The sequence below is a fragment of the Ruegeria sp. C12 genome, assembly GCF_056537745.1.
In genome coordinates, this window is sequence record NZ_JBQFSA010000002.1 from 371,669 (window position 1) to 383,673 (window position 12,005).

Below are 12,005 nucleotides of genomic sequence, written 5' to 3' on the forward strand. Positions count from 1 at the left end.
GCCCTGCGCGATGGGGTTCAAACCGCTGCCATGACCGATCAGACCAAAATTGCCCTCATCACCGGGGCCTCACGCGGGTTGGGCGCAGCCCTTGCCGAAGCGCTGGCCCCCGACTATCACATCGTCGCCGTTGCCCGCACCACCGGCGGGCTGGAAGAACTGGACGACCGGATCAAGGCAAAGGGCGGATCCGCCACCCTAGCCCCAATGGACATCACCGATCCAAACGCCATGGCGACCCTGTGTCGGGGCATTCACGATCGCTGGGGCAAGGTTGATCTCTGGTTGCACACGGCCGTTCATACATCGGCCCTGACACCGGCGCATTTCGTTGATCCGAAAGAGTGGACGAAGGCGATGAACACAAACGCCAATGCCACCTCGGTCCTGATCCCTTATGTAACGCCTTTGCTGGGTGAAGCCGGTCACGCAGTGTTCTTTGACGACCCCAAGGCGGGCGAGAAGTTCTATGGCATCTACGGGGCCACTAAGGCTGCACAGATGGCACTGGCCCGCAGTTGGCAGGTCGAGACCGAACGCACCGGCCCACGAGTTTCCATCGTGGAACCTGCGCCGATGCCGACAGCCGTACGCGCGCGGTTTCATCCCGGCGAAGATCGGGATGCACTGACCAGCACAGCAGATGAGGCGGCGCGGATTTTGGCACTGCTATAGGGGAATGGCCCGTTCCGGGCCATGCCTCCGGCGGAGATATTTTTGGCCAGATGAAGCTGGGATCAGGCGATATGGACGCCGTTGCGCCCTGCCAGATCGACGAAGAATTGCCAGGCGACGCGGCCCGAGCGCGCGCCTCGGGTGGCCTGCCATTCGATGGCTTCGGCGCGCAGGGATTCTGGGTCGACTGAAACCCCGTAGGCACCGCAGTAGCGGCCGATCATGGCAAGGTACTCGTCCTGATCGCAGGGGTGGAAGCCCAGCCACAGACCAAACCGGTCGGAGAGCGAGACCTTTTCCTCGACCGCTTCGGACGGGTTTATGGCACTGGAGCGTTCGTTCTCGATCATGTCCCGCGGCATCAGGTGGCGGCGGTTTGAGGTGGCGTAGAAGACCACATTCTCGGGGCGGCCCTCGATACCGCCATCCAGCACGGCCTTGAGCGATTTGTAGTGCTGGTCGTCATGACTGAAAGACAGGTCATCGCAGAACAGGATGAACCGATGCGGCGCGGCCCGCAGATGGTTCAACAGGCGCGCGACCGAGCCCATATCCTCGCGCTGCAATTCCACCAGTTTCAGGTTTGGGTGATCTGCCTGCAGCGTGCCATGCACCGCTTTGACCAAGCTGGATTTCCCCATCCCCCGCGCCCCCCAAAGCAAGGCGTTATTGGCCTTATACCCGTCGGCAAACCGGCGCGTATTGTCCAGCAATGTGTCGCGTGAGCGGTTGATGCCCACAAGCAGATCCAGATCGACCCGGTTGACTTGCGTCACCGGCTCCAGCCGGTCCGGCTCGACATGCCAGACAAAGGCCGGGGCCTGGTTGAAATCCGGGGCGGCCAATGGGGCGGGTGCCATGCGATTCAGCGCGTCGGCGATACGGTTCAGGGCTTGATCGTCCATCGGGGCCTCCGGGTCAGGGTCTGGCGGTTTCAAACCATGATCCGCCCGCCACAACAAGAGCCGCCAATGAAAAAGGCGCGCCAACAGGGGCGCGCCTTCTTGCGGGATCAGGGAAGGTTACTTGCCTTCTTCTTCCTGAATGATCTCTTCATCCGCTTCGGCTTCGTCATCATAATAGCCATCGGCACGCAGTTGTTCTTCGCGCTTTTTCTCGACACGGGCGACGAGGAAGATCGACACTTCGTAAAGGCCATAGACGACCACGAACAAGATGACCTGAGTGATCACGTCGGGTGGCGTCACCAGCGCGGCCAGAACCAGAATACCAACAACCGCATATTTGCGCACCGCGCCCAACCCTTCGGCGCTGACCAACCCGGCTTTGCCCATCAGGGTCAACAGGACCGGCAGTTGGAAGCACAACCCAAAGGCCACAATGAACTTGATCGTCAGGTTCAGGTATTCCTGTGCCGAGCCCTGGAACACGACGCTTAGCGGAGCAGCAGTTGCACCATCGACCACAGCCTCACCTTCCGCGCCAAACTGCTGGAAGCCAAGGAAGAAATCGTAAGCCAAAGGCGTGACGACATAGAAGGCAAAACTTGCACCCAGCAGGAACATGAAGGGCGACGCAACCATGAAGGGCAGAAACGCGTTCTTTTCCGACCGATACAGCCCCGGTGCCACAAAGCGCCACATCTGCATTCCGATATAGGGGAAAGCCAGAATGAAACCGCCCAGAAGCGAAACCTTGATGGCGACAAAAAAGCCTTCCTGCGGGGAGATGAAGATCAGCCCGCAATCCTGCCCACGTTCGTTCAGCACCTCGCACAGTGGATGCGTCAGGAAGTTGAAAAGCGGCGTTGCCACCGTAAAGCAGATGATCATCCCGACCAGAAACGCCACGACGCAATGAATGAGCCGCGTACGCAGTTCCGCCAGATGCTCGATCAACGGGGCCGAGCTGTCTTCGATTTCGTCGGTCTTGCTCATGTCTTGTTCTCAGAATTCAGCGCCGCTTCGGCCTCTTCCGCCTTGGCCAGCGCATCAGCGGCTTCCTTGGCCTTGCGCTCGGCCGTGGCGCGGGCGCTCGTGGCCTGAACCTTCTTGGCTTGTTCGGCCCGCTCGGCCGCCAGTTTCCCGGTTGCGCTGTCGGGATCATATTTGGTTGGGTCGATGCTTTTGGCCATGTCCTGCGCCGCCTGTTTCACACCATCCATGGCCGTGTTCACAGGGTTCGTCGCAGCATTAAGACCCTTCTTGATCTCGTTCACACCCGCCTGATCCGCCGCTTCGTTCATGGCGCTGCTGAATTCGCGCGCCATGCCCCGCGCCTTGCCGACAAAGCGCCCGACATTGCGAAACAGCACCGGCAGGTCCTTGGGCCCCACCACGATCAGCGCAACGATGCCGATGACCAGAAGCTCGGTCCAGCCCAGATCAAACATCTGCGCTTAGACCTTGTCTTTCTCGGTTTCGGGCGTGACATCCTTGGCCAGCTCGGACGCGTCCTGTTCGATCTCTTCCGAACCGTCCTTGACGCCCTTCTTGAACGCGGTGATGCCCTTGCCGACTTCACCCATCAACGAGCTGATCTTGCCGCGACCAAACAGCACCAGCACCACAACCGCAATCAGCAGAAGACCTGGAAGGCCGATATTGTTGAGCATGTCTCTTCTCCTTTGCTTGGGCGCTGTGCGCCCGGAATATGATCTGAGCCTGTGTTTACGCCGCAAACCTGCCCGCCAAAAGGGAACCGGCCCCAATTGGTGCTCAAATTTGATGTGATCGGGTGGAAACATGGGGCTCGCATTTCTCAACTGACAGGTTTATGTCAGTTGCAAGGGGCTAGGCAGAGGTCATCGAAACCTGGTCAACGGAGAATCAAATGACCCATGTTGCGGAAATCGTCACCTTCAGCCTCGCCAATGGCACCACGGCGGAAGAGTTCGTGAAACTCAGCCAGGCGTCCGAGGCATTTGTCCGGTCGGCCCCCGGCTTTGCCCATCGTCAGCTGAGCCAGGGCGAGGATGGTCGGTGGACCGACTATGTCGTCTGGACCGATATGAATGCCGCGCAAGATGCCGCTGCGCAATTCATGCAGCAGGATTGCGCCGCCGCCATGATGGCGGTGATCAATCCCGACAGCGTCCAGATGCGCCATGAGACTGTGCTATGGAACATGACCGCGTAACCCCGGTTAGATCGGCGTGTCATGCGCCGCACTGACCGTCTGTTCGACATCATACAGATCCTGCGCGACGGCAAACTGCACCGCGCGCAGGACATCGCGGATCGGCTCGAGGTGTCAGTCCGCACCATCTACCGCGACATGGATACGCTGGTCGCCTCGGGCGTTCCGGTCGAGGGCGAGCGCGGCGTGGGCTACATGGTGCGCGAGCAGATCACCCTGCCCCCGCTGAACCTGACACCCTCCGAACTCGAAGCCCTGAACCTCGGCATGGCCATCGTGGCCGAGGCTGCAGACTCGGACCTCAAATCAGCCGCCGAGTCGCTGGCGGAAAAGATCGACGCGGTTCTGCCCACGCAGGTCGTAGCCGAAGCGGATGCCTGGAAATTCGCGGTCTACCCCTTTGCTGACGCCGCGCGCGGACTGGCCCATATGGCCCCGATCCGCGCCGCCATCAAAGCACGACAGAAACTGCACCTCGTCTATCGCCGCATCGACGGCACCCTGACCGACCGCATCATCCGCCCGCTGCACATGGAATACTGGGGCCGAGTCTGGACCCTTACAGCATGGTGCGAACTACGCGAAGGCTTTCGCGTCTTCCGCATCGACCTGATCGAATCCATCACGCCCCAACCGGAACTCTTCACAGATGAACCCGGCAAACGCCTGAGCGACTACGACCCAAACGCGTAATCCCGGCTTCATCTGGCTAAAAATACCTCCGCCGGAGGCATGGCCCGGAACGGGCCATTCAACGTCACTTCAGATATGGCTCGGGATCAACCGACTCGAACCCCTTACGCACTTCGAAATGCACATAGGCGTTGTCGCCGCCCCGCAGTGCCGCAATCTTCTGCCCGCGCCGGACCCGATCGCCTTTCTTGACGGCAATATTATCTACATTGGCATAGACCGTCAGCAGGTCATTGTTGTGCTTGACCACGATGATCGGCACCTGATCCGCATCTGCTGTGATGGCCGCAACAGTCCCCGCCTCAGCCGCCTGAACGGATGTACCCGGCGCGGCAGCGATATCGATGCCTTCGTTTTTGCCCTTCTCATAGGTCCGGATGATCTTGCCGGATACCGGCAGTGACAGCGCCGATGTGCCCGTATTGCTGGGGGCTTCGGCAGTAACGTCCGGAGCTTCGGGCGACTCGGTCAGCGGTGCGACCTGTTCATCCGGCAGCGGCTGCGTAGCGCTTGGGGGTGTCGGAGTGGGCGAGCCCTGCCCCGGTTGCGTCACGTTGGTTGCCTCAGCCGCCGGGGCCGCCGCAGCCGCGCGCGGCGCAGGCTGGTTCTTGACAGGGATCAACAGGTACTGACCTTCGCGGATCGCAAAATCCGGACCCAACCCGTTCCATTCTGCCAGCGATTCAACCGGAACCTGATAAAGGCGCGATACCGTATAAGCTGTTTCGCCCCGTTTGACCTTGTGCTGGATCGGTTCAGGCCCAGCGGGCACTGGGGCCGGGGCTGGCGCGGTTCTGGCCGGTTCCAGCGTTGTAGTCTGAACCGAGCCCGTCTCGGGCGCCTGATCAATGGCCGAGCCTGCGATCGAGGCGATGTCAACACCGCTCGCCGCCCCGACCGAGCGCGGCAGGGCCAAGACCTCGCCCTCGCGCAGCTTGTCTGTTGTCTGCAACCCATTGAACCGCGATAGCTCGCCTTCGGGCAGGCCCACACGCGCGGCCACGTCGCGGACGGTATCGCCCCGGCGGGCCACGGCGACCTGATAGTTCGGATAGGTGATCACACCACGCGCATCCGGTGCCGGACGGCTGGCCGTGGCGCTTTGCGCGGCACCGGTGGTCGAAAACCCGCCGATCTGCCCCCGCAGGTCATAATCCAGCGGCCCTTCGCACCCGGCAAGAATTGCCAAGGCAGCGACCCCGGTAACACAGCGGCGCATTGCCGATTTGGAAACTGCTCTCATCACGTCGATCCTCAACACCTGCCCCTGTTCTCCGGGGTTTTGGCGACAAAACTCTAAGACCTGTTATGCCTCGTCCTTCCCAAGCCCCTCAAGCAGAGGCACGAAACGGACGGACGTCAATTCGTCGTAGTCCAGACCATCCTCGGTGCGCGTCACCTTGATCAACTGCTGCACCGCATCTGACTGTCCTACGGGTAGCACCATGATACCCCCGATTTTAAGCTGCGCCAAGAGCGGGCCCGGAGGGTCCTCAGCCGCAGCTGTCACGATGATCCGGTCAAAAGGCGCCTGTTCCGGCAAACCGAACGAGCCATCAGACAACATCGCGGTCACGTTGGTCAGACCCAACGCGCGAAACAACTGGCCTGTTTCATGCACCAGCCGCCGGTGCCGTTCCACCGTATAGACCCGGCGCGCCAACTTCGACAGGATCGCCGCCTGATAGCCCGAGCCGGTACCGACCTCCAGCACAGTGTCCCTGGGGCGCACATCCAGCGCCTGCGTCATCAGACCAACGACCGAAGGCTGGCTGATCGTCTGCCCGCAGGCGATGGGCAGCGGCATATCCTCATACGCGCGATCCGCGAACAGCCCCGTCACAAAACGGCCCCGGTCGACCTGCTCCATCGCGGCCAGCACGCGCGCATCTGTCACGCCCCGTTTGCGCAGGGCAAACAGGAACTGCATTACGGTTTCAGGGTCCAGTCCGCTCATTCGATCGACTTCAACGCCTCAAGCGCATCATGCGCCGTCAGATCCGCCCGCATCGGCGTGACCGAGATATACCCGGCAAGATTGACCGCCGCATCCGTGCCCGGCGCGGTCGGATTGTGCTGATACCCGCCCTTGATCCACAAAAACCGCCGCCCCGAAGGTGAGCTGTGCGGCTCGACCGAGAACCGCGTGTCGCGGCGAAAGCCCTGCGGCGCGGTGCGGGTGCCCAGAACCTCATCCGCCGGGACCGGCGGGAAATTCACGTTGTAAAACAGGCGGTAATCGCTTTGCTCAGCGGGGGTGGCATCCAGAATACGCCGCACCAGATCGGCCCCAAAGCGCGCTGCAGCCTCGAACGGATCGTCCAGCCCCAGATTGCGCGGCCCGAAATATTGCGACAAGGCGATTGCGGGTACGCCTTGCAAAGCGGCCTCCATCGCGCCGCCAATTGTGCCGGAATAAAGCGTATTCTCGGCAGAATTATTACCCCGGTTTACCCCGGACAGCACCAGATCGGGCGGCGTGTCCTTCATCACATCATGCAGCCCCGCCAACACGCAATCCGCCGGAGAGCCTTCGGCCGCGAAACGACGCTCGCCCAGTTTGGCGACCATCATAGGATGGGTGTAGCTGATGCAATGCCCGACGCCCGATTGCTCGAACGCCGGGGCGACAACCCAAACCTCGCCGTCCGGCCCGGCCAGGTCTTTGGCAATCGCCTCAAGCGTGATCAAACCCGGTGCGTTGATCCCGTCATCATTGGTCAAAAGAATACGCATGTGCCCGATCATCCCCACGTTTGGCCCTTGATAGACCCGCCCTTGCGTTGCGGCAAGCAAAGCGCATACGCAATCTGAGGCTTTCGCGCACCACTTTGGCGGAAATTGCGGCCTAGACCGGGAAAACGAAGCAGCGGTCGCGCCGGATGGTCAGCCACATGACGCGCCCGGGATTGGGCACAAACACGTTTGGCACCGTCACTTTCAGGATCGAGCCGTCATGGTCCATCCGAAACTCGACCAGACTTTCATTGCCCAGAAAACGCGCACGTTCCACGGTGCCGCGTGCGGCAACCCCATCGGTGGCGGTGGGCGATGGACCTTTGCCGTTGCGGTCGAAATCCAGCTTTATGTGTTGCGGGCGAAAGACGATCTCGACATCGGTGCCATCCGGGATGCCGGGGGCAAGGAACTGACCAAATGGCGTCTGCGCCAACGCGCCATTCACTTCAGCCCGCAAAACATTGACATCGCTGAAGAAAGCAACCGCCGCCTTGTCGGCTGGCCTGGTGTAGACGTTATAGGGCGCGCCTTGCTGTACGATCTTGCCACGGCGCATCAGGGCGATCTCGTCGGCCATGCGCATCGCCTCTTCGGGTTCATGCGTGACCAGCAGAACGGCGGCATCCTCTTCTTTCAGGATTGCCAGCGTCTCATCCCGGATACCGTCGCGCAGACGATTGTCGAGGCCCGAGAAAGGCTCATCCATCAGCATGATGCGGGGGCGTGGGGCCAAGGCACGAGCCAGCGCGACACGTTGCTGTTCGCCCCCCGACAATTGATGCGGAAACCCGTCGATGAAGCGCATCAGGTCGACTTTACGCAGCAACTCCTCAACGCGCGCGCGTTTTTCGTCTTTGCTGCCCTTCAGGCCGAAAGCGACGTTCTGGGCCACGCTCAGATGCGGGAACAGGGCAAAATCCTGAAACATCAGCCCGATCTCGCGCCGTTCGGGCGGCACCCGGAACACCGTGTCGCAGATCAGCTTTCCATCGACATAGATTTCGCCCGAGTCCTGCATCTCGACCCCGGCAATCATGCGCAAGGTGGTGGATTTGCCGCAACCCGACGGCCCCAGCAGGCACGTCACCTGCCCGGCCTGAATGGTCAGCGACACGTCATCGACAACGACCCGCCCTTCAAACCGGCGGACCATATTGCGAATTTCCAGACGTGGAGGAGTTGCGTCTTCTGTCACCAAGGGACCCCGTTGCCTTTCCCGATCAAAAGCATCGGGCTTGGGCGGGGATAGCAACCCCGCCCCGCAGGTTCAAGGGATCAGCAGCACCCGCCCGACGATGCAGTCTCGCCAACCGCTTCAAACGGGCTTTCGCCGCCGCAGCCATCGAAGATCCCATAATGGGTCGAGAAATCGCCGATAAAGTCGAAGTGACGCGCAAAACGCGTGTCTTTCAGCATCATCCAGGTGTTTCCGCAAACCGGAAAGACCTTGCCTTTTTCAATCGCGTGATGATCATCCAACTCGAACAGATGCGGCGCGTTGGGGATGGTGCCCTTGTAGATCACGGCCTGCCCGTAATCCTCGCAGGCCGGTTCCAGTTCGGGCAGTTTGAACAGCCGATAGGTGGCCGACAGGAAGTTCAGCGGTGCAACCCGCTGCTCCAGCACCGGGTTTTCGATGGTCAGCGGGCGATGGGTGACGCGGCGCGGATCACCAAAGCCTGCTTTGCGCGAGATCGACAGGAAATCGTTCCAATACAGCGCGCCCGACAGGCATTCGCCATACAGAACCTCATCCTCGGCCATTGCCTGAGGGATACGGCGGTCGGCGTAGACGTCCGAGAAATACATCTCGCCGCCGTCTTTCAGCAAACGATGCGCGCCCCGCAGAACGGCCTCTTTGTCGGTTGCCAGGTTGATGACGCAGTTCGAAACAATGATGTCGAAGGAACCGGGCTCCAGGTCCAGCTCGTCAAGTTTTTCGATATAGCCGTGGTGAAATTCGACATTGCTGGCCGCATATCCAAATGCCTCGGCATGATACTCCTGATGCGCGCGGGCCGCATCCAGCTGCTCGGGTGTCATGTCCACGCCAACCACCCGGCCCGTTTCGCCCACCATCGCGGACAGGGCATAGACGTCCCGACCCGCGCCGCAACCCAGATCGAGGATGCTCATCCCTTCCAGATCCAGCGGCGCGATCAGGCCGCAGCCGTAGTAGCGGGTCAGCACCTCATCGTGCAGTTTGGACAGGATACGCTTGAGGTGATCCGGCATGTCATCCGGTGTGCAGCAGGCATTGGTTTGCAGATCCGCACTGCTTTGCAGCACTTCGCCATAATAGTTCTGCACCGATTCATGCTTCATCTCAGCTTTCCTTTCGCAAACAGCTGCACCGCAGCTAGTGCACGGCTGCGCCCGGTGCAATCCGGCATCTTGGGTTTTGACGAAAGCGTGAGGGGGGATTTAACCCAACAGATCGAAATCGATCCCCGCCCGCACCCTGCCATTGACCTGAACCTCAAGCCGGTGCGCGCCGGGCACCAGCTTGAACGTCGTGGCATCTCCCTTCAGCTTGTGCCGCTTGTCCAGTCGCAGCTTTCCATCTTTCAGAACGGCTTGTTTCAACTTGTGCACCTTGGCTGAGGTTTTTCCGCCAGGGCGTTGAAAGTGAATGATATAATCCACAAGTACAGGCTGACCATCCGGGCCTTTCAGATCCACCGAGAACTCCAGTGCCTCGCCAATCCGGGCCTGCGTGTTGAGGTCAATCGTCACTGCCACGTCGGCGTCAGGATCATAGCCCAGCATCGCCATCGCCCCCGGATGACCAGCCTTAACAAGGCCCCGCAACGTGTGCGATGTCATCCAAGCCAGTTCATCCGCGTCCTGCGCGCCCGCATCCCGCCACTGTTGCAGCCGCGCCAGCACCTGATCAGGCTGTTTCTTGGAAACATCATTCAAATGGTTTGCGACCGAGCGGGTGACATAGCGTGTCGGATCGCTGTGCAATCGGTCCAGCAAAGGCAATGGATCGTCCAATTCCAGCCCGATGGCCTGCCCCCATGGCAGACGCGGACGGGTGCCTTCGCTGACCAACCGACGCACGTGATAGCTGTCATGCGCGCACCAGTCCTGCATCCGGGCCAGAACCTGATCGGGCCAGCGGTTCAGAAACGGGCGGATCGCCCACTCCATCGAAAAGCGCTGCGTGATCTCGGCCAGCAGGTCCAGCGACTGATCAGGGTATTCCAACCCAACCGACACAACCCACTCACCCAAAGGGGCAAAGATGAAATCGCCGAAATCATCATCGGTTTTTTTCGGATCCAAAGGCGGAGGCAGCGCGCGCAGGATTACGGGCGCGACCTGCGGCAGTTCACCCGGAACAACCTCTTGCAAGCAGTCCGCGATCCACGTCATCCGCTCTTTCAACTCAAGCTCAAGCAGGCGCGACATGACCAGCGCATGAAATGCATCCGCGTCAAAGGATGCGTCGGCTTTGGCGAACAACCCCGCGAGGTAACGGGTTTTTTCGTCGTTAAACAGCTGGTCTTTCAGCGAAAACCCTTGCGCCATGGCTACATCGTCAGATTGGTTGCGCCACCGTCCAGCAGGATATTCTGCCCGACGATGAACCCGGCATGTTGCGAACACAGGAAGGCACAGGCGGCCCCGAATTCGGCCCGCGTCCCATACCGGCGCGCGGGGATCGTGGCCGCGCGCGCGGCCCGCGCTTCATCCATCGAAATCCCTTGCTGCGCTGCCACACCACTGTCGAGCGAATCCGCCCTGTCCGTCGCGTGAATGCCGGGCAGCAGGTTGTTGATGGTCACCCCGTTTGGCGCGACCTGCCGGGCCGTCCCGGCAACATACCCTGTCAACCCGGTGCGTGCGGCATTCGACAGGCCAAGCACCGCAATCGGCGCGCGCACGGATTGCGAGGTGATGTTGACCACCCTGCCCCAGCCCTTGTCCATCATCCCGGGCAACAGCGCTTTCATGAAGGCAATCGGTGTCAGCATGTTGGCGTCCAGCGCCTTGATGAAATCTTCGCGGTCCCAGTCCGACCACATTCCCGGCGGTGGCCCGCCTGCGTTATTCACCAGAATATCCACGCCCTGCGCGGCCTCGATCACCTGCGCCTGCCCCTCGGCCGCGGTCACATCGCAGGCCACCGTCTGAACATCCACGCCGTGGTCCGAACGAAGGCGGGCCGCCTCGGCCTCCAACGCTTCGGCCCCGCGGGCGTTCATCACCAGATCAACGCCTGCTTCGGCCAAGGCTTCGGCACACCCAAGACCCAATCCCTTGCTGCTGGCACAGACCAGCGCGCGTTTGCCGCGAATTCCAAGATCCATTCTGATCCTCCCTGTCCTGCCTTATCTTGCACCGGCCCGACCGGAAGGACCAGACGAGCTTTGTCAGTAGAAAAACTCCTCGCGCACGATTTTTCCATCTGCGACGTGGTAAATCGCCACCTCGCGCATATCAAAGCTTTCGCCGCTGTCTTTCACTGTGCCCTGAACCTCGAAGATCACGGCAAAGCGGTCGTCGCCGTGCAGAAACGGCCCACCAACCGTTGCGCCAGAGACGTCGTGCGCGTTTTCCCACCAATCGTGCTTGCCGCGAATGCCTTCGAGGCCCTGGGTTTCCCGGCCCATACCCGACATGTCCTGCGCCTCGACCGAAACTGCGTCAGGTGCGTAGAGCTTGCTCAGGTTTTCCTTGGCCCGGTTCTCGCGGCATCCCGCGACCAGTTCTTCGGCGATTTCTTTCAAATTCATTGGTCCACTCCATATTTTGTTCACTATATGTTCTTTCTGTCACAACCCGCCGAT

Annotated in this window: 15 protein-coding genes; 3 read left to right on the forward strand and 12 right to left on the reverse strand. The window is 60.8% G+C overall.

The annotated features are described in order from the left end of the window. The first annotated feature begins 30 nt into the window (after positions 1–30). Positions 31–675 carry an SDR family NAD(P)-dependent oxidoreductase gene (locus ACR0C9_RS06995; RefSeq protein ID WP_170450209.1) on the forward strand — a complete coding sequence of 215 codons (645 nt, stop codon included), beginning with the start codon at positions 31–33 and terminating at the stop codon, positions 673–675. 62 nt (positions 676–737) lie between these two features. On the opposite strand, the gene ACR0C9_RS07000 is transcribed toward ACR0C9_RS06995, so the two are convergent. From ACR0C9_RS07000 to ACR0C9_RS07015, 4 genes are all read right to left on the reverse strand, one after another. Beyond that, positions 738–1,580, reverse strand: a complete 843-nt coding sequence (locus ACR0C9_RS07000; RefSeq protein ID WP_170734919.1) for an ATP-binding protein — start codon at positions 1,578–1,580, stop codon at positions 738–740. A 117-nt stretch (positions 1,581–1,697) separates the two neighbouring features. Then, on the reverse strand, positions 1,698–2,573 hold the full coding sequence (gene tatC / locus ACR0C9_RS07005; protein WP_170519024.1) for a twin-arginine translocase subunit TatC: 876 nt from the start codon (positions 2,571–2,573) through the stop codon (positions 1,698–1,700). Next, positions 2,570–3,028: a Sec-independent protein translocase protein TatB gene (gene tatB / locus ACR0C9_RS07010; protein ID WP_170450203.1), complete on the reverse strand. Its 459-nt coding sequence runs from the start codon at positions 3,026–3,028 to the stop codon at positions 2,570–2,572. Before tatB ends, tatC begins: the two co-directional genes overlap by 4 nt. Positions 3,029–3,034: 6 nt before the next feature. Continuing rightward, entirely contained in the window at positions 3,035–3,250 is a 216-nt protein-coding gene (locus ACR0C9_RS07015) for a twin-arginine translocase TatA/TatE family subunit (protein ID WP_170450201.1), read from the reverse strand. A 218-nt stretch (positions 3,251–3,468) separates the two neighbouring features. Between ACR0C9_RS07015 and ACR0C9_RS07020 the strand changes: the two genes are divergently transcribed. Together ACR0C9_RS07020 and ACR0C9_RS07025 are read left to right on the forward strand one after the other, a co-directional pair. Next, positions 3,469–3,774: a hypothetical protein gene (locus tag ACR0C9_RS07020; RefSeq protein WP_170450198.1), complete on the forward strand. Its 306-nt coding sequence runs from the start codon at positions 3,469–3,471 to the stop codon at positions 3,772–3,774. Between the two features lie 21 nt (positions 3,775–3,795). Then, the gene (locus tag ACR0C9_RS07025) at positions 3,796–4,467 is read left to right on the forward strand and encodes a helix-turn-helix transcriptional regulator (protein ID WP_170621904.1); all 672 of its coding nucleotides are present in this window, start codon (positions 3,796–3,798) and stop codon (positions 4,465–4,467) included. Positions 4,468–4,531: 64 nt separating this feature from the next. Here the strand turns inward: ACR0C9_RS07025 and ACR0C9_RS07030 are convergent, their stop codons facing one another. From ACR0C9_RS07030 to ACR0C9_RS07065, 8 genes are all read right to left on the reverse strand, one after another. After that, complete coding sequence (locus tag ACR0C9_RS07030) at positions 4,532–5,710, reverse strand: peptidoglycan DD-metalloendopeptidase family protein (RefSeq protein WP_480580903.1); 1,179 nt, start codon at positions 5,708–5,710, stop codon at positions 4,532–4,534. Positions 5,711–5,773: 63 nt separating this feature from the next. Beyond that, a complete protein-coding gene (locus ACR0C9_RS07035; protein ID WP_170450192.1) occupies positions 5,774–6,424 on the reverse strand; it encodes a protein-L-isoaspartate(D-aspartate) O-methyltransferase in 651 nt (216 codons plus the stop codon). Then, a complete protein-coding gene (gene surE, locus ACR0C9_RS07040) occupies positions 6,421–7,203 on the reverse strand; it encodes a 5'/3'-nucleotidase SurE (protein ID WP_480580901.1) in 783 nt (260 codons plus the stop codon). The genes ACR0C9_RS07035 and surE overlap by 4 nt, the downstream gene beginning before the upstream one ends. 112 nt (positions 7,204–7,315) lie before the next feature. Then, positions 7,316–8,359, reverse strand: a complete 1,044-nt coding sequence (locus ACR0C9_RS07045) for an ABC transporter ATP-binding protein (RefSeq protein WP_480582206.1) — start codon at positions 8,357–8,359, stop codon at positions 7,316–7,318. Between the two features lie 122 nt (positions 8,360–8,481). Then, on the reverse strand, positions 8,482–9,531 hold the full coding sequence (locus tag ACR0C9_RS07050; protein WP_480580899.1) for a methyltransferase domain-containing protein: 1,050 nt from the start codon (positions 9,529–9,531) through the stop codon (positions 8,482–8,484). 99 nt (positions 9,532–9,630) lie between these two features. Then, positions 9,631–10,743, reverse strand: a complete 1,113-nt coding sequence (locus ACR0C9_RS07055; protein ID WP_480780664.1) for a hypothetical protein — start codon at positions 10,741–10,743, stop codon at positions 9,631–9,633. A gap of 2 nt (positions 10,744–10,745) precedes the next feature. Further along, a complete protein-coding gene (locus tag ACR0C9_RS07060; RefSeq protein WP_480780665.1) occupies positions 10,746–11,525 on the reverse strand; it encodes an SDR family oxidoreductase in 780 nt (259 codons plus the stop codon). A gap of 63 nt (positions 11,526–11,588) precedes the next feature. Beyond that, entirely contained in the window at positions 11,589–11,951 is a 363-nt protein-coding gene (locus ACR0C9_RS07065; protein ID WP_170450180.1) for a nuclear transport factor 2 family protein, read from the reverse strand. Positions 11,952–12,005: the final 54 nt, after the last annotated feature.